20 protein-coding genes are annotated in these 21,356 nt (G+C 37.9%); 18 read left to right on the top strand and 2 right to left on the bottom strand.

Going from position 1 to position 21,356, the window contains the following annotated elements; genetic code table 11:
* Positions 1 to 5: 5 nt before the first annotated feature.
* From hflK to B1B04_RS11270, 15 genes are all read left to right on the top strand, one after another.
* Entirely contained in the window at positions 6 to 1,010 is a 1,005-nt protein-coding gene (gene hflK, locus B1B04_RS11345; RefSeq protein WP_079561581.1) for an FtsH protease activity modulator HflK, read from the top strand.
* Entirely contained in the window at positions 1,010 to 2,011 is a 1,002-nt protein-coding gene (gene hflC / locus B1B04_RS11340; RefSeq protein ID WP_079561580.1) for a protease modulator HflC, read from the top strand. Before hflK ends, hflC begins: the two co-directional genes overlap by 1 nt.
* A gap of 665 nt (positions 2,012 to 2,676) precedes the next feature.
* Complete coding sequence (locus B1B04_RS11330) at positions 2,677 to 3,108, top strand: DNA polymerase I (protein ID WP_079561578.1); 432 nt, start codon at positions 2,677 to 2,679, stop codon at positions 3,106 to 3,108.
* A gap of 206 nt (positions 3,109 to 3,314) precedes the next feature.
* Positions 3,315 to 5,942: a DNA polymerase I gene (gene polA, locus B1B04_RS11325; protein WP_079561577.1), complete on the top strand. Its 2,628-nt coding sequence runs from the start codon at positions 3,315 to 3,317 to the stop codon at positions 5,940 to 5,942.
* A 12-nt stretch (positions 5,943 to 5,954) separates the two neighbouring features.
* Positions 5,955 to 6,827, top strand: a complete 873-nt coding sequence (gene mutM, locus B1B04_RS11320) for a bifunctional DNA-formamidopyrimidine glycosylase/DNA-(apurinic or apyrimidinic site) lyase (RefSeq protein ID WP_079561576.1) — start codon at positions 5,955 to 5,957, stop codon at positions 6,825 to 6,827.
* 13 nt (positions 6,828 to 6,840) lie between these two features.
* Positions 6,841 to 7,434, top strand: a complete 594-nt coding sequence (gene coaE, locus B1B04_RS11315; protein WP_079561575.1) for a dephospho-CoA kinase — start codon at positions 6,841 to 6,843, stop codon at positions 7,432 to 7,434.
* An 859-nt stretch (positions 7,435 to 8,293) separates the two neighbouring features.
* The gene (locus B1B04_RS11310; RefSeq protein ID WP_079561574.1) at positions 8,294 to 9,316 is read left to right on the top strand and encodes a glyceraldehyde-3-phosphate dehydrogenase; all 1,023 of its coding nucleotides are present in this window, start codon (positions 8,294 to 8,296) and stop codon (positions 9,314 to 9,316) included.
* A gap of 196 nt (positions 9,317 to 9,512) precedes the next feature.
* Positions 9,513 to 9,983 carry a transcriptional regulator NrdR gene (gene nrdR, locus B1B04_RS11305; protein WP_079561573.1) on the top strand — a complete coding sequence of 157 codons (471 nt, stop codon included), beginning with the start codon at positions 9,513 to 9,515 and terminating at the stop codon, positions 9,981 to 9,983.
* Between the two features lie 15 nt (positions 9,984 to 9,998).
* Complete coding sequence (locus B1B04_RS11300) at positions 9,999 to 11,381, top strand: replication initiation and membrane attachment family protein (protein ID WP_240518277.1); 1,383 nt, start codon at positions 9,999 to 10,001, stop codon at positions 11,379 to 11,381.
* A 2-nt stretch (positions 11,382 to 11,383) separates the two neighbouring features.
* The gene (gene dnaI / locus B1B04_RS11295; protein ID WP_240518281.1) at positions 11,384 to 12,322 is read left to right on the top strand and encodes a primosomal protein DnaI; all 939 of its coding nucleotides are present in this window, start codon (positions 11,384 to 11,386) and stop codon (positions 12,320 to 12,322) included.
* A 518-nt stretch (positions 12,323 to 12,840) separates the two neighbouring features.
* Positions 12,841 to 14,772, top strand: coding sequence for a threonine--tRNA ligase (thrS, locus tag B1B04_RS11290; protein WP_079561570.1), 1,932 nt, complete (start codon positions 12,841 to 12,843; stop codon positions 14,770 to 14,772).
* An 808-nt stretch (positions 14,773 to 15,580) separates the two neighbouring features.
* Positions 15,581 to 16,084, top strand: coding sequence for a translation initiation factor IF-3 (gene infC / locus B1B04_RS11285; protein ID WP_024363824.1), 504 nt, complete (start codon positions 15,581 to 15,583; stop codon positions 16,082 to 16,084).
* 31 nt (positions 16,085 to 16,115) lie between these two features.
* The gene (gene rpmI, locus B1B04_RS11280) at positions 16,116 to 16,316 is read left to right on the top strand and encodes a 50S ribosomal protein L35 (protein ID WP_004226312.1); all 201 of its coding nucleotides are present in this window, start codon (positions 16,116 to 16,118) and stop codon (positions 16,314 to 16,316) included.
* A gap of 58 nt (positions 16,317 to 16,374) precedes the next feature.
* Positions 16,375 to 16,734, top strand: a complete 360-nt coding sequence (rplT, locus tag B1B04_RS11275) for a 50S ribosomal protein L20 (protein ID WP_053592414.1) — start codon at positions 16,375 to 16,377, stop codon at positions 16,732 to 16,734.
* 137 nt (positions 16,735 to 16,871) lie between these two features.
* Positions 16,872 to 17,132 (top strand): DUF1294 domain-containing protein, encoded by a 261-nt coding sequence (locus B1B04_RS11270; RefSeq protein WP_079561568.1) that lies wholly within the window; start codon positions 16,872 to 16,874, stop codon positions 17,130 to 17,132.
* A 101-nt stretch (positions 17,133 to 17,233) separates the two neighbouring features.
* Here the strand turns inward: B1B04_RS11270 and B1B04_RS11265 are convergent, their stop codons facing one another.
* The gene (locus B1B04_RS11265; protein WP_079561567.1) at positions 17,234 to 17,629 is read right to left on the bottom strand and encodes a sigma-w pathway protein ysdB; all 396 of its coding nucleotides are present in this window, start codon (positions 17,627 to 17,629) and stop codon (positions 17,234 to 17,236) included.
* Between the two features lie 103 nt (positions 17,630 to 17,732).
* On the opposite strand from B1B04_RS11265, the gene B1B04_RS11260 reads away from it, so the two are divergent.
* Entirely contained in the window at positions 17,733 to 18,218 is a 486-nt protein-coding gene (locus B1B04_RS11260) for a dUTP diphosphatase (RefSeq protein WP_079561566.1), read from the top strand.
* 94 nt (positions 18,219 to 18,312) lie between these two features.
* Complete coding sequence (locus B1B04_RS11255) at positions 18,313 to 19,401, top strand: M42 family metallopeptidase (protein ID WP_079561565.1); 1,089 nt, start codon at positions 18,313 to 18,315, stop codon at positions 19,399 to 19,401.
* Between the two features lie 235 nt (positions 19,402 to 19,636).
* Here the strand turns inward: B1B04_RS11255 and B1B04_RS11250 are convergent, their stop codons facing one another.
* Positions 19,637 to 20,293, bottom strand: a complete 657-nt coding sequence (locus B1B04_RS11250; RefSeq protein WP_079561564.1) for a MerR family transcriptional regulator — start codon at positions 20,291 to 20,293, stop codon at positions 19,637 to 19,639.
* A gap of 298 nt (positions 20,294 to 20,591) precedes the next feature.
* Here B1B04_RS11250 and B1B04_RS11245 point away from each other — a divergent pair, with 298 nt between their 5' ends.
* Positions 20,592 to 21,206, top strand: a complete 615-nt coding sequence (locus tag B1B04_RS11245; RefSeq protein ID WP_079561563.1) for a cysteine peptidase family C39 domain-containing protein — start codon at positions 20,592 to 20,594, stop codon at positions 21,204 to 21,206.
* The last annotated feature ends 150 nt before the right edge of the window (positions 21,207 to 21,356 follow it).

Raw genomic sequence — 21,356 nt, 5'->3', positions numbered from 1 at the left:
TAGACATGAGTGTGAAAAGGTCACTAATGATGGTGGGACTTGGCATTTTCGGCATTGTTGCAATTATTGCGGTATTTACATCGTGGTACACAGTAGATGAATCAGAACAAGCAGTTGTCATTACGTTCGGTCGTGCCGATAATACAGTTACAGAACCAGGTTTACATTTTAAATTACCTTGGCCTGTACAATCGGTTCAGGTTTTATCGAAGGAAACGTTTAGTTTAAAGTTTGGCTATAAGCAAAATGAAAATGGGGAATTGGAAACTTATGATGCTGAAACGAAAATGATTACAGGGGATGAGCATATTGTATTAACAGACCTTGTCGTTCAATGGAAAATTACAGAACCGAAAAAGTATTTATTCAGCTCACAAGATCCAGAAAAAATATTACATAGCGCTACGTCGAGTGCGATTCGATCCATTATCGGAAGTTCCAAAATCGACGCCGCGTTAACTGAAGGAAAAGCGGACATAGAAGCAAAATCACGAGATTTACTCGTTTCTCTTCTAGAAAAGTACGATATAGGTATAAGTGTTTTAGGGGTAAAACTACAGGATGTTGAATTACCGAACGCAGATGTGCGAGCAGCCTTTACAGCTGTTACAGATGCACGCGAAATGAAAAATACAAAAATTAATCAGGCGAAAAAATATAATAATCAGCGAATTAGTGAGGCTGAAGGTGAGAAGGATGCAATTATCTCGAAAGCTCAAGGTGAAAAAACAGCGCGTATTGAGCAGGCTCAAGGGGATGTAGCTGTCTTTAATAAAATGTATGAGCAATATAAGGGCAATCAACAGATTACACGCGAACGTTTAATTTTGGAAACACTTGAAAATGTATTACCTAAAGCGCAAATTTATATTATGAATGATGATGGTAATACAATGAAATACTTACCTCTTCAAGCATTGCAACCTGCAAAACAGGAGACACCTGCAACACAAGAAACACCTGCAACACAAGAAACTTCAAAAGAGAAAAAAGAAGGGAGCGGTAACTAATGGATCAAAAAAATAAGGATCTTGAAAAATTCCTGAATTTTTTATCGGGTAAATCCAAAAATACTGCTCCAAAAGAAGGGGATAATGTGGTCAAAATGTCGAAAAAAGGCCCGATGAATCCGAAAAAATATATTTCTTTTGCTGTAACATTAACAGCCGTTTTTGCTATTGCCATTATATTATTTGCTAATGTTTATATAGTTAAAGAATCCGAATACGCAGTTGTTAGACAGTTTGGAGAAGTAGTGAAATTTCAGAGTGAGCCCGGCTTGAAAATAAAGGTTCCATTTATTCAAAGCGTAACGAGGCTACCAAAAAACCAAATGACATATGAAGTTTCTGAAGAGGAAATTAATACAAAGGATAAAAAACGAATTATTATTGATAATTATGCAGTTTGGCATATAACTGATCCAAAGCAATTAATTTCAAATGCAGGAACAATAGAAAAAGTTGAATCACGTATGGAAGAGTTTATTTATTCAGTTATTCGCTCAGAGCTTGGTCGAATAGAATATAAGGCGATTATTAATGATGAAGGTTCTTCACGTGGGAGTATCAATGATCAGGTAACTGCACGTGTCAATGAGTTACTTTCAAATGATAAATATGGAATTGAAGTAGTAGATGTTCGTATTCGTCGTATCGACTTGCCGACTGAGAATGAGCAATCCGTGTTTACGAATATGATTTCGGATCGTGAATCAATCGCACAGAAATATTTATCTGAAGGTGACGCTGAGAAACGTCGTGTTGAAGCTCAAACAGATCAGCAGGTTCAAGAAATGCTAGCAACAGCGAAAAAGGACGGTGCGTTGATTCAAGCGGATGGTGAAGCAGAAGCTGCGAAGATTTACAATAAATCATTCTCACAAGACCCTGAATTCTATTCATTGTACCGGACATTAGAATCATATAAGAAAACTATAGGTGAAGATACGGTCATTATTTTGCCATCCACTTCACCATATGCAAAGATATTATCTGGCTATATAAAATAATACTATTATCCTTGCAGGGATAAGTATATGAAGGCGTCTCAATTTTTTGAGACGGCTTTTTTTACTCCTTACATAAATTTAGCAATACATTTTGTATGATATTTTTATATTCTGGTTTCGAGCTTTTGCAAGGATTATTTAATGAATGGCAATACTAATATAAGTTGATTGAAGTGGAGACTGGGCGACTCCTTGGGGATCAGTAAATAGAGGAACGAAGGCTAAGACCATCACATCCTGTGATAACGCCTTCGTGACCAACATCGTGCTGTTGCTGTCGCTGCGCTTTCGCACAAACAAAACCAAAACCCTCTGCTGTCGCTACGTTGCACTCACGCTTTCGCGCAAAAGACATCTGTTGGCCCGAGACCCTGGAGCGAGCCTTGCGAGTGAAGCGGCTCATCGGACGCCCCCAGGAAGCTCTGCTCTGTGCGAAAGCGAAGCGGCAGCTACAAAGCGCCCAGTCGGAACGGAAATCAACCCCACTTTATGGTGATAGGCATTTATAATGGGGTTTTGGGGTTTTGAATCGTATATTTTATAAATATCTTTCATTTATAGATGGTATGTTATGAAAATGATAGAAATTTATAATTTTGTGTTTCGTATATGACTATTATCTGATAGAATGATAATGTTGAAAAATAAAAATGGGGGTAATAGTTGTGAAGTTGCAAATTAGTAAGTGGCTCCAGAATTTAGGGATAGCCTGTAGTATTGCATCGTTATTTACACTTTTCTTCCGTCTATCAGATTTTGCATGGATCACAAAAAGTGTTTATCATATACCAGTATTTTTTGTTATTTTGTTTTTACTAAGCTTGGTCATTGCTGAGGATGTACGAAAAATATTTAAAAGAATATTTTGGTACGAAAAGCGAAAAGTTAAGCGTCCTATTTGGCAAGTAGGGATTGGCTTCATTTTCTTTTTAGCACAAATCAGCGCTGTAATGGTGTTCGATACAGAGCTTACACATCCACAGCTTGGCGGTATGCCAATGTTTTTAGTGTTTGCCTTTATGAATGCTTTTATTTTGACTGTCATATATGAAGAAATTTTCTATCGTAAAGAAAAAACAAATAGAGTTAGTAAATAACGACAGAGAAGTCAATTACAATAAGTGATTGGCTTTTTTTTGTGTAGTTAAACATACGTTAATCTATTGCTGTAGAAATTTTGGCGATTTTCAACGTTATGATTGGTAAAATACCTGTTTTCTCGATAAAGTAAAAGGAAGAGGCATTTTCAAACATACGTTTTCGTTTTACAATTAAGAAGACGAAAACGCAGGAGGATAAAATCATGACAAAGGATAAATTGCTATTATTGGACGGCAATAGTTTAGCGTATCGCGCTTTTTTCGCGTTGCCATTATTAACGAATGATAGTGGAATTCATACGAATGCAGTGTACGGCTTTACAACGATGCTACAAAGAATATTGGAGGAAGAGCAACCAACGAAAATTTTGGTTGCCTTTGATGCGGGTAAGACAACCTTCCGTCATGAAACATTTACGGAATATAAGGGTGGTCGACAAAAGACTCCACCAGAATTATCTGAGCAGTTCCCTTATATACGCAAGCTTATCGATGCTTATGGTATTAAGCGATATGAGCTTGAAATGTACGAAGCGGACGATATTATAGGGACACTTGCCACTGAAGCTTCGACTCAGGATATGGATGTCATCGTTGTATCAGGAGATCGTGACTTAACACAGCTCGCGACTGAGCAAGTAACAGTATACATTACGAAAAAAGGTATTACTGAAATTGAAAAAAATACACCTGCTTTTATTGCAGAAAAATATGGCTTAACGCCTGGACAAATTATTGATATGAAAGGTTTAATGGGGGATTCTTCAGATAACATCCCTGGTGTACCAGGTGTCGGTGAAAAAACGGCTGTTAAATTACTTAAAGAGCATGGTTCAGTAGAGTCGCTTTATGCGGCAATGGATACGGTGAAGGCTTCTAAAATGAAAGAAAAATTAGTTGCCAATGAAGAACAGGCACTAATGAGTAAAAAGCTAGCTACTATTTTTACAAAAGCGCCGATTGATATAACGCTTTCTGATCTTGCTTACAATGGTCCGAATGAGGAAGAATTAATTAGTGTGTGGCAAGAGCTTGGTTTTAAATCACTACTAGAAAAAAGTGATTTTACTGTCCAAGAAGAGGAACAGGCACCTTTTGACTATGAAATTGTGGAAGAAGTAAAGCAAGAGCATTTAAAAGATGTAATGGCAGTGCACTTGGAGTTAGAGGACGAGCATTATCATACTTGCCAGCAACTAGGTATTGCATTAACAGATGGAGAGAAAACAATGTACGTGCCTTTTGATCTTGCGGCTAAATCAGATGTTCTTCGTCTCTGGTTAGAAGATGCTACTAAAATAAAGTACATGTCTGATTCAAAAGCATCTCAAGCTGCGTTAAAACGTGCGGGAATACGTTTAGCTGGTGTGGAATTTGACTTATTGCTTGCTTCTTATATTAATAACCCTGCGCTAAGTGGAGATGATGTGGCAACTCTTGCAAAAGAACTGGGCTATCGCAATGTGCAGGCAAATGAGGCTGTTTATGGTAAAGGCGCGAAACGAGCTATACCAGCTATAGATGCACTTGCTGAGCATGCTAGCCGCAAAGCCTTTGCTGTGTGGTCTTTACAGCCAAAGCTTGAGACATTGTTAAAGGAAAATGAACAATTCGAGCTCTATAAAAACTTAGAACTTCCACTTGCTTCTATTTTAGGGGAAATGGAAAGTGAAGGGATCACGGTCAATCGTGCCACATTAGAGAAGATGGGTCAGGAATTGAATGACAAGCTAATTGTTATTGAACAAGCAATTTATGCTGAAGCAGGAGAAACCTTCAATATTAATTCACCAAAGCAATTAGGCGTTATTCTCTTTGATAAGCTTGGTCTTCCTGTTATTAAAAAGACGAAAACAGGTTATTCCACTGCAGCGGATGTATTGGAAAAATTAAAACCAGAGCATGCGATTATTGAGCATATTCTTTTATATCGCCAGCTAGGAAAATTACAGTCAACTTATATCGAAGGCTTACTAAAAGAAATCCATAAAGAGGATGGTAAGGTGCATACGCGATTCCAGCAAGCGTTAACAGCTACAGGGCGTTTAAGCTCAACGGATCCGAATTTACAAAACATCCCGATTCGTTTAGAAGAAGGGCGAAAAATTCGTCAGGCATTTGTGCCATCGAAAGAAGATTGGATATTATTTTCTGCCGATTATTCGCAAATCGAATTGCGTGTATTAGCCCATATGTCGAATGATAAAAATTTAGTCGAAGCTTTCCGTGAAGGTATGGATGTTCATACACGTACAGCAATGGATGTATTCCATGTTTCAGCAGATGAGGTCGATAGTAATATGCGTCGCGCTGCAAAAGCGGTGAACTTTGGTATTGTCTATGGGATTAGTGATTATGGCTTATCACAAAACTTGGATATTACTCGTAAGGAAGCTGCTACATTTATCGAGAAATATTTTGCGAGTTTCCCAGGTGTAAAACAATACATGGATGATATCGTCCAAGATGCGAAGTTTAATGGTTTTGTGACAACGATTTTAAATAGACGTCGTTATTTACCTGACATTACGAGCTCGAATTTCAATCTACGAAGCTTTGCAGAGCGTACTGCGATGAATACACCAATTCAGGGAAGTGCAGCTGATATTATTAAAAAGGCAATGATTGATATGGATGCTCGTTTGAAAAAAGAAAATATGCAGGCAAAAATCCTTTTACAAGTGCATGATGAATTAATATTTGAAGCACCTAAAGAGGAGATTGCATTGCTTGAAAAAATAGTACCAGAAGTTATGGAGAACGCAATCGAGCTTTCAGTACCATTAAAAGTAGATTTTAACTACGGTGCAACTTGGTACGAAGCAAAATAAGGAGAGGTTAAAATGCCTGAATTACCAGAGGTTGAAGGTGTCGTCCAGGCATTAAAACCTAAAATTGAAGGGCGGACAATTCAACAAGTTCAACTATCTGAAATTATTCGTTTTTCCTTTGGGGAAGGAAAGCAATGTATCGTGAAGCAAGCCGAGCCTGATGCATTTGAAATATCGTTGTCTCAAATGACGATTACAACAATAGAACGACGAGCAAAATACATCTTCTTTCATTTACTGAAGGAAGATGTCCCTTATGTGCTTGTTAGTCATTTAGGGATGACAGGTGCTTGGTTTGTGGTAAATTCGCCTGAGGAAATCCAAGAGGTGAAATTTAAAAAGCATATTCATGCTACATTTCAAATGGTAGATGGTGGCTATTTAATTTATTCAGATATACGCCGCTTTGGTGAACTACGTTTTCTAACAAAAATTGAGGAACATGCACCATTAACAAAAATGGCACCAGAGCCATTCGATGAAATAGCATGTGATTATTTTATTGCGAAATCAAAGTTGCCGAAATATGAGAAAAAGGCCGTTAAAGATGTAATTATGGATGGGCAAGTCATTTCGGGCTGTGGTAATATTTACGCAACAGAAGCATTATTTGCGCAAAAAATTCATCCGGCCCGTACAATGAACCGCATTAGTGAAAAGCGTAAACGTGAATTGTTCGAGGCGATTGTCGCTATTTTACGCCAAAGCATTGAAGCAGGCGGTTCAACAATTTCAGATTATCGTAATATAAATGGTGAGGCTGGAAGTATGCAGAATCGACTGCAAATGTATGGGAAGAAGTTGTGTCCAACGTGTGGAACTGCAACGAGCCAAATGACGATAGGTGGGCGCACATCAGTCTTTTGCCCAAATTGTCAACATTAAAGGGGATTTAACTATGATTATCGGATTAACAGGAAGTATAGCGAGCGGAAAAAGTACAGTAGTAAAAATGATGACAGCACTTGGTTTACCAATTGTCGATGCAGATATTGTAGCGCGTGATGTTGTTGAACCAGGAACGGAGACTTTAAAGCTAATTGTTGAAAATTTTGGACAAGATATATTGCTAGAAGACGGGAGTTTAAATCGTGCTAAGCTTGGCGATATTATTTTTCACGAGCCTGTTAAGCGTAAAATGTTAAATGATATGATGCATCCTGCTATTCGCAAGGAAATGTTACGCCAGCGCGATGCGTATATAGATGCCGGAGAAAAGCATGTTGTGATGGATATTCCACTTTTATTTGAAAATAAATTACAGCATTTTGTCGAGCACATTATCGTGGTATCGGTTAGTGAAGAGGTACAGCTCCGTCGATTAATGGAGCGTAACAACTTATCAAAGGAGGATGCACTAGCACGAATGCATTCTCAGTTACCAATGTCAGTCAAAGAAAAAGGTGCCCATGCGGTTATTTACAACAATGAAAATTTAGAACAAACAGAGCACCAACTGAAAAAAATCCTGACATCTTGGGACGTATTATAATTAATTAAAAATCTGTAAAATCATTCGATGCGTAGCAATGCCATATTGCTACGCATTTCATATTGTTAAAAACTATTAAGTCATTGAAAATAAGGTGTCACATTAAATAAAGTATGGCTCTTTCGGCAAAACAGGGGGTGATTTCCGTTCCGGCTGGGCGCTTCGTTGTTGCTGTCGCTTCGCTTTCGCACAGATAAAACATTCGCTGCCGCTTCACTTTCGCGCAGAGCAGAGCTTCCTGGGGGCGTCCGATGAGCCGCTTGGGGCAACAAATGTTTTCTGTGCGAAAGCGTAGTGCTAACGTAGCGGCAGCGACAGGATGTTGGTCACGAAGGCGTTATCACAGGATGTGATGATTTTAGCCTTTGCTCCTCTATTGCTGTTCCCCAAGGAGTCGCCCAGCCCCCACTACAATCAATCTACATGTATTCTAATGCGTCACAATTATAAGTTTTTTCTGTTTGGTGAGTAGCATAACTTTTACTTTTTACCTATAGCATTAAATTATATTTATAAAAATTCTACGCTATTGCTGATTGGAGTGGAAGGCTACTCGACTCTCGTGCGAAAGCGAGTAGCCCGGAACGGAAATCATCCTTTAAAGAGCCATACCATTCACTGAGATTTCCTTGCCAATTTTGTTTTTTAATACTATGAATGCATAGCAAAAACACTTTGTTATGCATTTTTTTGTGAGTTTATACCATAATAAGGACTAATTTAGGCGATTTTATTTTTCAGAAAATAAGAACTTTAATATTATGAATATATAATGTTCATCTTTTTTGAAATTGTGTTATACTAATCACCATAAAGTATATAATTAATCTGAGTTTGCACTCACAGGAGGATTTTATAAATGACAGTATCAGTTGCTATTAATGGTTTCGGACGTATCGGACGTATGGTTTTCCGCCAAGCGATCGTACAAGAAAGTTTAAATATCGTTGCAATTAACGCCAGCTACCCAGCTGAAACGTTAGCACATTTGATAAAGTATGACACAAATCATGGAACGTTCGAGGGTTCAGTGGAGCCTGCAGGCGATGCTTTAATTGTAAATGGTAAACGTGTTCAAATTATTAGTGAACGCGACCCATTAAAATTACCATGGGCAACAATGGGTGTGGATATTGTTATTGAAGCAACTGGTAAATTTAATGATCGTGAAAAAGCAGCAATGCACTTAGAAGCAGGCGCAAAGAAAGTTATCTTAACTGCACCTGGTAAAAACGAGGACGTAACAATTGTTTTAGGTGTAAATGATGAGAAACTTGATATCACAAAACATGATGTTATTTCAAATGCTTCTTGTACAACAAACTGCTTAGCACCAGTTGCTAAAGTATTAAATGACACATTTGGTATCGAAAACGGTTTAATGACAACAGTTCACGCTTATACAAATGACCAAAAGAATTTAGACAATCCGCATAAAGATTTACGTCGTGCACGTGGTTGCGCACAGTCTATCATTCCAACATCTACAGGTGCTGCAAAAGCATTGAAATTAGTGTTACCGGAATTAGAAGGCAAAATTCATGGTATGGCACTTCGTGTTCCAACACCAAACGTATCATTAGTTGACCTAGTAGTTGATTTAAATACTGATGTAACTGTAGATTCTATCAATGCTGCATTCGTTAAGGCAGCTACTGAAGGTCCAATGAAAGGCATTTTAAACTTCTCAGTTGAGCCTCTAGTATCTTCTGATTACAATACAACAACTTACTCTTCAACAGTAGATGGACTTTCTACAATGGTATTGGGTGACCGCAAAGTGAAAGTGCTTGCTTGGTACGACAATGAGTGGGGTTATTCAGCACGCGTTGTAGATCTTGTGAAAAAAGTGGCAAAAGCATTAGAAACGGTTAATGCATAATCAAGCAAATATGTTGAGCACATTGAAATCCGAGTGATTTCAATGTGCTTTTTGTATTAGATTGTAAAATCTATGCTTGTACTTTCTGCTTTCAAGGCTTATCATGAGCACACTATCGTCAATGCGCTTTTCTTATACATAGGAAATTTGTTATAATAGAAATACTAAATTGTTGTGAAATCAGGAGAGTAATTATATGAGATGTCCATCTTGCCAATTTAACGGAACGCGTGTTGTGGATTCGAGGCCAGTTGATGATAATAAAGAAATTCGTAGACGTCGTGAATGTGAGTCATGTGGCTTCCGATTTACAACGTTTGAAAAAATTGAAGAGACACCGTTAGTTGTAGTGAAAAAAGAGGGTTCACGAGAAGAATTTAGCCGTGAAAAGGTACTTCGTGGACTTATTCGTGCTTGCGAAAAACGTCCTGTTTCTCTTGAAGTACTTGAAGGACTAGTAATGTCTATTGAAAAAGATCTTCGCCGTATTGGGAATGCTGAAGTCCGATCTGAGGATGTAGGAGAAATGGTAATGGATCGCTTAGCGAAAATCGATGAGGTTGCGTATGTGCGCTTTGCATCGGTTTACCGTCAATTTAAGGATATCAATGTCTTTATTGAAGAAATTAAAGAAATTATCCAACGTCAAACAGAGCAGAAATTATAGGAAATAGAGAGGGGAATGACGTTGATCCATTTGTATAAGGAATTACAGCCTGCTGATTCTTTTGACATTCGTCTACCTCATGCACTTTCTACGCAGGAACGTCAATTAGTAACGCTTTTTTATCAGCCTTTAATTGGAGCGGAACCAATCAGCCTTTATTTAACATTATGGGCAGAGGCTGAGCAAATGCCAAAGCAGCAAATGACACATTATTATTTAATGAATGTGTTAGGTCTTCCTATTGGCAAAGTATTTGAGGCACGTATTGCGCTTGAAGCAATTGGCCTGTTACGTACATGGAAAAAAGAGGATGATGGCGAGCGAAGCTTTTTATATGAGCTGATACGTCCACTTGATGCGGATAGTTTTATGAAAGACCCACTGCTGTCGATGTTTCTATTTAGTAAAATCGGGGAGCAAGCTTATCGGAAGTTACGTCAGCGTTTTATTCCATCTACAAGAGATGCAGAATTTAAAGATGTATCGCGTGCCTTCATAGATGTTTTTAAGCCTGTAAGTACAAGGATTCCAGATGATTTACAAGTAGATACTAGTCGTAAGGACACACAGCAAAAGATATATCCGTTTTATTTTGACCAGTTTGACTTTGAACTGCTGCAAGCGGGCTTATCGGAGCAACTAGTCCCGGCAAGCCTACTTACATTTGAGGTGCGCGAAACAATAGCGAAATTAGCATTTTTATATCGCTTAACGGCACTCGATATGCAAAAGGTAGTAATTCTGGCATTAGATGATGATCTAGGCATTTCATTGGAACGTTTACGTAAGGCCGCTGCGGATTTTTATAAGCTAACGGTATCAAAGGAACCACCAAAGCTTGCTAGAGTGACTGAGACGTCATCCGTAGAAGAACCGGGCCAAAAAACAAAGGACCAGGAGCTTCAGCAATATTTAGAGACGACTCCCCCAGTGCAAGTATTGCGAGATATCAATAATGGCAAAGAACCGCTACAGACCTCCGTACAGCTTGCAGAGAGTTTAATTGTCCAGCATGGAATGCCGGTAGGGGTTGTTAATGCTCTTCTGGAATATGTAATGCTAACAACTGATATGAAGCTACCTAAGAAATATGTGGAAACGATTGCGGATCATTGGGTACGTAAAAATATTCAAACAGCAAAAGAAGCAATGGAGCTAGCACGTAAAGAACATGATAAGTACACTACGTGGAAAAATAAACCTCAGTCTTCGGCAAAAAAGAACTCTTACACAAAAAATCGCCGAGAGGAAAAAGTACCGGATTGGTTTTATAAGCGTAATGAAAAATCAGAGGAAGTATTAAAAGATACACCAAATACTGGCGCTACTGATTTTGAAAAGGAAAGACAAAAGATACTAGAAAAATTAGGTAATATTCAAAATAAGGTAGGTGAATGACAATCGAACCGATTAATGGACCATTGAAAAGAGCAATTAAGGTACCATCATTTCAAGAACGATATGAAGCGATGCGTAAAGAAATATTAGAAAACCCTCGTGTGCAAGAGTTTTTAGCTGAGCATATGGATGAGTTAAGCTATGATGCGGTTGAACGTAATTTACCGAAGCTTCATGAATTTATTAGTCAATCTACAGTCTGTTGTGGCTGTGACAATACAGAAAATTGTACAAATTACTTAAAAGGTTTTTTACCTACTTTACGTGTAGTAAGGAGTACTGTTGAAATTGATTATGTACAATGCGAGCAAAAGATACGTGAAGATGAGCGCCGTGATGTTGCTAATATGATAGCAAGTATGCATATGCCAAAGGATGTGCTACAAGCTACTATCAGTGATTTATTTATTGATGATCATACACGTGTTGACATTGCAAACCGTGCGACTGATTTTGTTCAAAATGTACTAGATACAGGGGATTTGCCTGCTAAAGGCTTTTATTTATATGGTCAATTTGGAGTGGGGAAATCTTTTGTGCTAGGCGCATTAGCTAATGAACTTGCGAAAGCTAAAGTAAAGTCAGTTGTAGTTTTCGTACCTGAATTTTTACGAGAAATGAAAAATGCAATTGGCGATAACACATTGAATGAAAAAATAGACTATGTGAAAAAGGCACCAGTGCTAATGCTTGATGATTTAGGAGCCGAAACAATGACTGCTTGGACGCGAGATGAAATTTTGGGAACTATTTTCCATTACCGCATGGCAGAGCAATTGCCAACATTCATTACATCTAATTTTAATTACGATGAGTTGGAGCATCATTTAGCACAGTCACAAAAAGGTGACATAGAAGTCGTGAAGGCTGGGCGTGTTATGGAACGTATTAAAGCCTTGACAGAGCCGATTAAAATGGGCGGGCAAAATAGACGTCTGTAAGATTGGCAGTTGCATTTTATGACAATCGAGCGTATACTGTCACATATAATAATTAACTTCTTTCAACCGGTGTCCAAACACTTACTGAAAAAGTTAAAGCCTTCGGATTATGCCGAGGCATAATTGATCAAATGCATTGATGAGGACATGAATTTTGTGTAAGGCTTTTAGAGAGGGAAGTCATTGGCTGTAAGCTTCCTAGTTTGAGCACATTATTTACTACCTGCTGAGCAGCGAAAGGGATAATCTTTCGCCGGTCCCTAGCCCGTTAGCTAGCCTTGAGCTTCGTCTGACTATAAAAAGTCGGAAGGAAGAAGGGTGGAACCACGAGCATACGCTTCGTCCCTTTCGTAGGGACGGAGCTTTTTTTATTTTCGTTCAGTGGAAAATAGTGGTGAACGAATGCGGATGTAGTTTCTTTTCAGTGAGTGTCCAAACACCTATTGAATGAGGATCAATTCCGGGGATTCTTTGACTTCAATCATGCATCACAACAAAACTATAAGGAGTGCAGAAAAATGTCAGATATGATTAAATTAACTTTCCCAGATGGCGCTGTAAAGGAATTTGCAAAAGGCACATCTACTGATGACGTAGCATTATCAATTAGCCCAGGACTTCGTAAAAAAGCATATGCGGGTAAAGTAAATGGTGTCTTAGTCGATTTAAAAACACCAATTGAAGGGGATGCAACAATCTCAATTATTACTCAGGATGATAAGGAAGCATTGGAAATCTTACGTCACTCTACTGCGCACTTAACAGCACAAGCGATTAAACGTTTATTCCCAGATGTTAAACTTGGTATCGGTCCAGTTATTGAAGGTGGCTTCTACTACGATATCGATTCACCAACTCCAATCACTGCTGAAGACTTACCAACAATCGAAAAAGAAATGAAAAAAATTATCGCTGAAAACCTAGAGATAGAGCGCAAAAATGTAAGCCGTGCAGATGCACAAGCGATCTATGAAAAAATCGACGATGAATATAAATTAGAATTACTTGAAGCGATTCCAGAGGATGAGCAAGTTTCTATTTACCATCAAGGCGAATTTTTCGACCTTTGCCGTGGTATCCACGCACCATCAACTGGCAAGCTTCGTGAGTTCAAACTACTTTCATTAGCTGGTGCATACTGGAGAGGTAACTCAGATAATAAAATGCTACAACGTATTTATGGTACTGCTTTCTTTAAAAAAGAAGAATTAAAACATCATCTACAAATGCTTGAAGAAGCAAAAGAACGTGATCACCGTAAAATCGGTAAAGAATTAGAGTTATTTACAACTTCTCAAAAAGTTGGTCAAGGTTTACCGCTTTGGCTACCAAACGGTGCGACAATCCGTCGTGTTATTGAGCGCTATATTGTAGATAAAGAATTATCTCTTGGTTATAAGCATGTTTATACACCAGTACTTGGTTCTAAAGAGCTGTACCAAACTTCTGGTCACTGGGATCATTACCAAGATTCTATTTTCCCACCAATGGAAATGGACAATGAAACATTAATTATGCGTCCGATGAACTGCCCTCACCATATGATGGTGTACAAAAACAGCAAGCATTCTTATCGTAACCTACCATTACGTATTGCTGAGCTTGGTACAATGCACCGTTACGAAATGTCAGGTGCTGTTTCAGGTTTACAACGTGTACGTGGGATGACTTTAAATGATGCACATATTTTCGTTCGTCCAGACCAAATTAAAGTGGAATTCCAAAAAGTAGTACAATTAATTTTAGAAGTTTACAAAGACTTCGATTTAAATGATTACTCATTCCGTTTATCTTACCGTGACCCAGCGGATACTGAAAAATACTTCGACGACGATGCAATGTGGGAAAAAGCACAAAGCATGTTAAAAGAGGCTATGGATGAGCTTGGCTTAGAATACTTTGAAGCTGAAGGTGAAGCGGCATTCTACGGTCCTAAACTAGACGTACAAGTAAAAACTGCAATAGGTAAAGAAGAAACTTTATCAACAGTTCAGCTTGACTTCTTATTACCAGAACGCTTTGACTTAACTTATGTAGGAGAAGATGGTAAACCACATCGTCCAGTTGTTATTCACCGTGGTGTAGTATCAACAATGGAACGCTTCGTTGCCTTCTTAATCGAAGAATACAAAGGTGCATTCCCAACATGGTTAGCACCAGTACAAGTTGAAGTCATTCCAGTTTCAAACGAAGCACACTTTGATTATGCTAAACAAATTGAAGAGCAATTAACTGCAGCAGGCTTACGTGTTGAAATGGATGACCGTGAAGAGAAACTAGGTTACAAAATCCGTGAAGCACAAATGAAAAAAATCCCGTATATGCTTGTTATCGGAGACAAAGAAGTAGAGGCTGGTGGCGTAAATGTACGTCGTTACGGCTCAAAAGATTCAGAAACAATTAGCTTCCAAGACTTCTTAGCTAACATTAAAGCTGAAATTACAAAATAATTTTAATGCTTTTGCAGGCGAATTCGATCAGATTGAAGAAGGATTAGGATTCGCCTGGCAAGAACATAAAAAGTTTGAGATGACATCCGTACGCCATTTATATAAGTTGATTGGAGTGGAGGCTGGGCGACTCCTTGGGGATTAGCGTCACAGATGAGACCCTGGAGCGAGCAACGCGAGTGAAGCGGCTCATCGGACGCCCCCAGGAAAGCGCCCAGCCGGAACGGAAATCAACGACCACACGTTATGATGATAACCACTATAATGGTTTAAATTAAAAGTTTTTAGGTTACTTTATCTTCATTCAGAAGAAGATTCCCCCTCTAAAAGTGTAGAGATAAATGGGGATGTGGTTCCATTTTAGTGTGTAACCAAACTCATACTGAATGAAGATAAAGCCTCCGGCGGATGTCACGGATTTTGAAAGGAATGAATTGTGCTGGCACAATTCAAAATCCAGACGCAATTACGCCAAGGCGAAATTGTTTTAGAAATAAGCTAAAAAACATTTGACAGCTTATAAAAGTACATGTTAATATAGTTAAGGTTAATGAATACAAAGTTTGTGGTTGAAGTAGAGGCTGCCCGCTTCTCACCTGATACAACGCTCTTGGGCTGTGAACAGGTATGACACGTTGAATTGTTTTGCGTAGACTTGCGCATGCACATATAGCGGGCGGACATCTTCAAAGTGTCCGTCCTTTTTTTATGGACATGACAAGATGATGTACCGTTCAACCGGGCAAGGCTTTGCCCAAACCATGTATTCGCGACAACTACTTGGAGGTGGATTACTATTAGCAAAGACATGTATGTAAACGAAGGCATTCGCGCACGTGAACTTCGATTAATCGATCACAATGGTGACCAGCTTGGTGTAAAGACACGTAACGAAGCGCTAGAAATCGCCACTCGTGTAAACTTGGATCTTGTCCTTGTGGCCCCTCAAGCCAAGCCGCCAGTCGCTCGTATCATGGACTATGGTAAATTTAAGTTTGAACAGCAAAAGAAAGACCGTGAAATTCGTAAAAATCAAAAGGTCATCGTAATGAAAGAGGTTCGTCTGAGCCCAACAATCGATGAGCATGATTTCCAAACGAAGCTACGTAATGCTATTAAATTCCTTGAAAAAGGTGATAAAGTTAAATGTAGCTTACGTTTCAAAGGTCGTGCGATTACACATAAAGACATTGGTCAACGTGTGTTAGATCGTTTTGCTGAAGCTTGTGCTGAAGTATCGACGGTTGAACAAAAACCGAAGATGGAAGGCCGAAGCATGTTCTTAGTTCTTCAACCAAAGAACGAGAAATAATATTAGACGAACAGTTTAGGAGGAATTCGACATGCCAAAAATGAAAACTCACCGTGGAGCTGCGAAACGTTTCAAAAAAACGGGTTCAGGTAAATTAAAATATGACCGTGCTTATGGAAGCCACTTATTCGCAAACAAATCTACAAAACAAAAACGTCACCTACGTAAAGCAAACATCGTTTCATCTGGTGACTTCAAACGCATCAAATCATTACTTGTATACATGAAATAATTTGACAACACAAAATAACTAATATTCATTTTTTAATGAAAAGCAGGAGGTAATTCATATGCCACGCGTAAAAGGCGGAACAGTGACGCGCAAACGTCGTAAAAAAGTATTGAAATTAGCTAAAGGTTACTACGGTTCTAAACATACATTATATAAAGTTGCTAACCAAGCAGTAATGAAGTCAGGTCAATATGCATACCGTGACCGTCGTCAGAAAAAACGTGATTTCCGTAAATTATGGATCACTCGTATCAACGCAGCTGCTCGCATGAACGGTCTTTCATACAGCCGTTTAATGCACGGATTAAAAGTTGCTGGTATCGAAGTTAACCGTAAAATGTTAGCTGACCTAGCTGTAACTGATGCAGCAGCATTCACTCAATTAGCAGACACTGCAAAAAAAGCAGTAGCTAAATAATTTTTGACAAAGTCAAAAATTATTTCTGCACCGAAAGCGAAGCGACAGGTGCAAAGTTATTGAAAGACTGATGGATTTATCCGTCAGTCTTTTTTGTGTTAGAGTAGTAGTAAATAGAAAATTAAAAGGAGTATTCAATGGGGCAAGCATTATTGGCTTATATGGCGATTGTTTCTATCGTCCTGCTCGTTATGATGGGCATGGATAAATCAAAAGCAAAAAAACATGAGTGGCGTATTGCAGAACGTACGTTATTTACATTAGCAATTGCTGGGGGTGCAGCAGGTGGCGTGCTAGGAATGTATTTATTCCGTCATAAAACACGACATAACAGCTTTGCATTTGGTTTCCCACTGCTAGCAGCTATTCAAATATTTATCTTAGTACAATTATGGTGATAAAACCGGAAAATGTTCCGATAAATCACAAAAAGATTCCGATAAAACCCGAGAATGTTCCGATAAAACTCAAAAACATTCCGATAAATAAAAACACATCCTCATTCTGAGGATGTGTTGTGCATAAGCTTTTCAATGGGCTGCTTCCAATTTATTTTTGCGCTCGGATAGTTCAATAGAATTTCTTGCTGTAAGTATACAAAGTCTTTTTTCGTAAAACCTTGCAGTGTAGCGGCGTCACGGGCGCCAACGAAAATCGTCACAACTTCAAAGGCATCTTCAGTCGTGCCGAGGTATTTTTCACCTTCGAAAAGAGCACCCTTGTAAGAGATAAAGAAATTTTTCCGGACATTTTTGACGTCATCATAAAAATAATACTGGCCTTTTTCATAGGCCTCATCAAGTTTTCGCTTAGGATCGGTTATATAACGAATCGCTTTATAAAATACATAGATAATAAGCGTAATAACAGCAAGACGAATAAGTAACGGCAACATTTTTAATTTCCCCCTTGAAGAAAGGTTATTCCTTCCTATACGATTGTAAGGGGCAATTAGTTTCACTTTATATAAATATTTTTAAGAAATTTAGGAGAAAAAAATGAATTTACAAAAATTGTTTAAAATGCAAAAAGAGCTTGATGACTTCATCGAAAAAACTCAAAATATTGAACGTGATGTATTTAAAGAAAAAGGTTTAGCCTTAATGGTAGAGCTAGCAGAACTTGCAAATGAGACACGTTGCTTTAAGTTTTGGAGCACAAAGGGAGCTTCGGAACGTGATGTGATTCTAGAAGAATATGTGGATTCGATTCATTTTATATTATCACTGGGCCTATTAAAAGGTTATACAGCGATAGAAAAATGGCCTGTGATTGAAGAAAAGAGAGATTTAACAGAGACATTTTTAATGACACAAGACAATATTTTAAGTTTTATTAGTCAACCAACTGAGGATAGATATTTAGTGATCTGGCAATGCTATGGATTACTTGCGTTTAATCTAGGCTTTACGTTTGAGGACGTAGTTGCGGCATATATAGAGAAAAATGAAGAAAATTATAATCGTCAGCGTTCGGGGTATTAAAGTAAGAAATCCAACAATTTTCAGACGATTTAACTAGGAATATTTCGGTAAACGAAGTATAATAGAGGAGATACAAGAGTCGGGAGGTAAAAGGATGACACAGCTAGATTCAACATTACAAATGTTTAAAGATTTAACAGATGCGAATGGTATAGCAGGTAATGAACGTGCACCGCGCGAGGTCATGAAAAAATACATTGGACCATATGCAGACTTAGTTGAACAGGATAATTTAGGTAGCGTCATTGCTAAAAAAGTTGGCGATGAAAATGGCCCTAAAATTATGGTTGCAGGTCATTTAGATGAAGTAGGCTTCATGGTTACTCAAATCGATGACAAAGGGTTCATCAAATTTCAAACTGTAGGCGGCTGGTGGAGCCAAGTTATGCTTGCACAGCGTGTAACAATTACAACACGTAAAGGCGATGAAATTATTGGGGTTATTGGTTCTAAGCCACCTCATATTTTACCAGCAGATGTGCGTAACAAAGTGGTAGACATTAAAGATATGTTTATCGATGTTGGCGCAGCTTCAAAAGAAGAAGTTCTAGAATGGGGCGTCCGTCCTGGCGATATGGTAACACCATATTTCGAATTTAATGTGATGAAAAACGAAAAATACTTATTAGCAAAAGCATGGGATAACCGCATTGGCTGTGCAATTGCCATTGATGTTATGAAAGCTTTGCAAAATGAAAAGCATCCAAACATCCTTTATTCTGTAGGGAATGTTCAAGAGGAAGTAGGGCTTCGTGGTGCGAAAACGGCTACACATAAAATCCAACCAGATATCGGCTTTGCTGTCGATGTAGGTGTAGCAGGAGACACTCCAGGGGTAACTGCAAAAGAATCAACTAGTAAAATGGGTGCTGGTCCACAAATCGTTGTTTACGATGCATCGATGGTCTCACACCGTGGCTTACGTGAATTCGTATTAGATGTGGCTGATGAGCACAATATTCCATATCAATTCGAGGCAATGGCTGGTGGCGGTACAGATGCTGGCTCTATCCACGTAACTGCAAATGGTATACCAGCACTATCAATCGGTATTGCTACACGTTACATCCATTCACATGCAGGTATTTTACATCGTGATGATTATGATAATGCTGTAAAATTAATGGTGGAAGTTATTAAAAAGTTAGACCGTGATGCAGTGAATAAAATTATTTTTGACTAAGCGTGGAAAGTACTAAATAGATATACCATAATTTTGCCTTCTAACAAACATGTTAGGGGGCTTTTTTGAAATAAGGACTTGTTTGAAATTCAATCATACACGCAAGTCCTATTCTTATTAAAATATAGCCCCTTTTAGCCATCCGTGAAGCGCAAAATCAGTACTTCAACGGAGCTCAGTAAAATATGTTTTATCTCTTCAACTTTACCCTCAAATTATTTAACTAAGCCCATTTCTAATCTAATTCTGTGAATTGCATATAATATTGCATTGCTTGATTTAACCATTTTTGTTCACCTTCCGTGAAAGGGGAAGATGACATATTTTCGAATTTTTGAATATCCACCTCTTCTATATCTATATCGGCAAGTTTTTGTATCAAATTTTCACCAAGGTATGAAAAAGAAGCTTCTAAATATTCCTTAACCATCTCTTGTACTTTCAAGTCTTCTACTGGATAACCATATAATCTTTTCACTTCTTTAGTTAAATGAATAAATGTTTTATCCAATACAATTTGATCTTCTTCTGATTTCTTTGAGTCTACTTCTCCGTCCTCCTCGACTAATGTAATTACTCTTTTAATTGCTCGCATTGTTTGCTCAATTTGTTCCTTTTCTTTTTCTAAAGCATATAAATGGAGGGACAAACTTTCATTTAAATCCATATTAAAACTTGATTCATTTAACAAAGTAGTAACTTTATCAAGGCTATACCCTAGGAATTTTAGACTGATAATTTTTTGTAAGGTAATAATATCTTGATGATTGTAAATGCGATGCCCTGAAGAAGGATTTTTTTCAGGTTGAAATATACCAATTTCATCATAGTAATGCAAAGTAGGAATTGGTATTCCTGTCCTTTTTGAAATAGAAAACTTTTTATTATTCATCAAAATTCCTCCTATCCATTGGTATAAGTTAATCATAATACATCAAGTAACTAGAGGTTCAAGAGAGAAATTTAAAGTATGAGGTGATAGATAAATGGTAAATGTGCAAAAAATGAGATTGTCTGTTACAGACACCGAGACGGTATGGGGAGGTCTAATTCCCACACACCAATATTTGTGAATATGTTACACTAGATGTAATAACTGATTATTCAGTCATTAAACCAACGGGGTAGGTTAGTTAAAGAAGTGCTTAGAATAATGTTGCGATATGGACGCAAAGCAATGGGGGAGTAGTATGTTTATAGTTAGAACAGTTATTTTATGGATTATTATATCAACGATCATTAATGCATATTTAATGACATTACCCATACCTGTTTTACGAAAAAGAGATTATCCGGCTAACTATCTAATTAAACGAAATAATAGGATAGATATACAAAACAATAGGGAATGTGCAGCATTTTCAACAGCATATGTGTTGCGTCACTTTGGAATGGAGGCCGATGGTGATGAGTTATATACTAATTTCCCTAGTAAAGTGAGGTCAGGCAATGTATATCCAAAAGGAATCCGTACGTTGTTAAGAAAAAAGGGGTTTAAAACAAGCTATTATAAAGGAAATATAAATACATTAAAGTACGAAGTTAGTAAAGGAACTCCCGTAATTGTTTTTATTAAAGTACATAAGGATCGTAATAATTTGCATTTTGTCCCTGTCGTAGGATATGACAAGGAATATGTCTACCTTTTAGAATCACTAAGGGAACTGGCGAATTGTAATGATGATAACAATAGCTATAATCGAAAAGTTCCTATTAATGAATTTAGGAAACTGTGGAATGTGAAAAATATTAATATGGTTCTTTATAGCAATACTTACATAACTGTAGACGCCACGCAAAGATAATGATATTTTTACTCTAACAGCCCCCAAACTTAAATGTTTGAGGGCTGTTTTTTTAGGTTCTATAATATTTTTTGGGGTATTCGCACAATTCCACGCATAAAAAAAGCACAGATTCACCGATTTATATATACTTGAATTGTCGAGAAACAA

It is taken from the genome of Lysinibacillus sp. KCTC 33748, from assembly GCF_002237755.1.
Classification (GTDB): Bacteria; Bacillota; Bacilli; order Bacillales_A; family Planococcaceae; genus Lysinibacillus.
Note: the sequence above shows the minus strand (reverse complement) of the source record. Positions and strands in the feature narration are given on the sequence as shown.

What these genes read in the sequence shown, in the direction of transcription:
- B1B04_RS11260 (WP_079561566.1), top strand. Translation starts at nt 17,733, where the DNA reads ATGAATTTACAAAAATTGTTTAAAATGCAAAAAGAGCTTGATGACTTC.
- B1B04_RS11245 (WP_079561563.1), top strand. Translation starts at nt 20,592, where the DNA reads ATGTTTATAGTTAGAACAGTTATTTTATGGATTATTATATCAACGATC.
- B1B04_RS11270 (WP_079561568.1), top strand. Translation starts at nt 16,872, where the DNA reads ATGGGGCAAGCATTATTGGCTTATATGGCGATTGTTTCTATCGTCCTG.
- B1B04_RS11300 (WP_240518277.1), top strand. Translation starts at nt 9,999, where the DNA reads ATGACGTTGATCCATTTGTATAAGGAATTACAGCCTGCTGATTCTTTT.
- hflK (WP_079561581.1), top strand. Translation starts at nt 6, where the DNA reads ATGAGTGTGAAAAGGTCACTAATGATGGTGGGACTTGGCATTTTCGGC.
- thrS (WP_079561570.1), top strand. Translation starts at nt 12,841, where the DNA reads ATGTCAGATATGATTAAATTAACTTTCCCAGATGGCGCTGTAAAGGAA.
- rplT (WP_053592414.1), top strand. Translation starts at nt 16,375, where the DNA reads ATGCCACGCGTAAAAGGCGGAACAGTGACGCGCAAACGTCGTAAAAAA.
- infC (WP_024363824.1), top strand. Translation starts at nt 15,581, where the DNA reads ATGTATGTAAACGAAGGCATTCGCGCACGTGAACTTCGATTAATCGAT.
- rpmI (WP_004226312.1), top strand. Translation starts at nt 16,116, where the DNA reads ATGCCAAAAATGAAAACTCACCGTGGAGCTGCGAAACGTTTCAAAAAA.
- B1B04_RS11255 (WP_079561565.1), top strand. Translation starts at nt 18,313, where the DNA reads ATGACACAGCTAGATTCAACATTACAAATGTTTAAAGATTTAACAGAT.
- B1B04_RS11250 (WP_079561564.1), bottom strand. Translation starts at nt 20,293, where the DNA reads ATGAATAATAAAAAGTTTTCTATTTCAAAAAGGACAGGAATACCAATT.
- polA (WP_079561577.1), top strand. Translation starts at nt 3,315, where the DNA reads ATGACAAAGGATAAATTGCTATTATTGGACGGCAATAGTTTAGCGTAT.
- coaE (WP_079561575.1), top strand. Translation starts at nt 6,841, where the DNA reads ATGATTATCGGATTAACAGGAAGTATAGCGAGCGGAAAAAGTACAGTA.
- nrdR (WP_079561573.1), top strand. Translation starts at nt 9,513, where the DNA reads ATGAGATGTCCATCTTGCCAATTTAACGGAACGCGTGTTGTGGATTCG.
- B1B04_RS11310 (WP_079561574.1), top strand. Translation starts at nt 8,294, where the DNA reads ATGACAGTATCAGTTGCTATTAATGGTTTCGGACGTATCGGACGTATG.
- hflC (WP_079561580.1), top strand. Translation starts at nt 1,010, where the DNA reads ATGGATCAAAAAAATAAGGATCTTGAAAAATTCCTGAATTTTTTATCG.
- B1B04_RS11265 (WP_079561567.1), bottom strand. Translation starts at nt 17,629, where the DNA reads ATGTTGCCGTTACTTATTCGTCTTGCTGTTATTACGCTTATTATCTAT.
- mutM (WP_079561576.1), top strand. Translation starts at nt 5,955, where the DNA reads ATGCCTGAATTACCAGAGGTTGAAGGTGTCGTCCAGGCATTAAAACCT.